The sequence below is a fragment of the Neisseria sp. P0013.S005 genome (assembly GCF_051958425.1).
Lineage (GTDB): Bacteria > Pseudomonadota > Gammaproteobacteria > Burkholderiales > Neisseriaceae > Neisseria > Neisseria subflava.
Map to the genome: position 1 here is coordinate 1 of NZ_JBQCVL010000108.1, position 229 is coordinate 229.

Below are 229 nucleotides of genomic sequence, written 5' to 3' on the forward strand. Positions count from 1 at the left end.
GGGGCAAGTCAGGTGTGAAATCTCGGGGCTCAACCCCGAAACTGCACTTGATACTGCCTCGCTCGAGTACTGGAGAGGAGACTGGAATTTACGGTGTAGCAGTGAAATGCGTAGATATCGTAAGGAAGACCAGTGGCGAAGGCGAGTCTCTGGACAGTTACTGACGCTGAGGCACGAAGGCCAGGGGAGCAAACGGGATTAGATACCCTTGTAGTCCTGTCTCTTATAC

1 rRNA gene is annotated in these 229 nt (G+C 52.8%); it reads left to right on the plus strand.

Features of this window, described 5'->3' with window-relative positions:
• Positions 1–229, plus strand: a 16S ribosomal RNA gene (locus tag ACTHTA_RS11695); the annotation flags it as partial.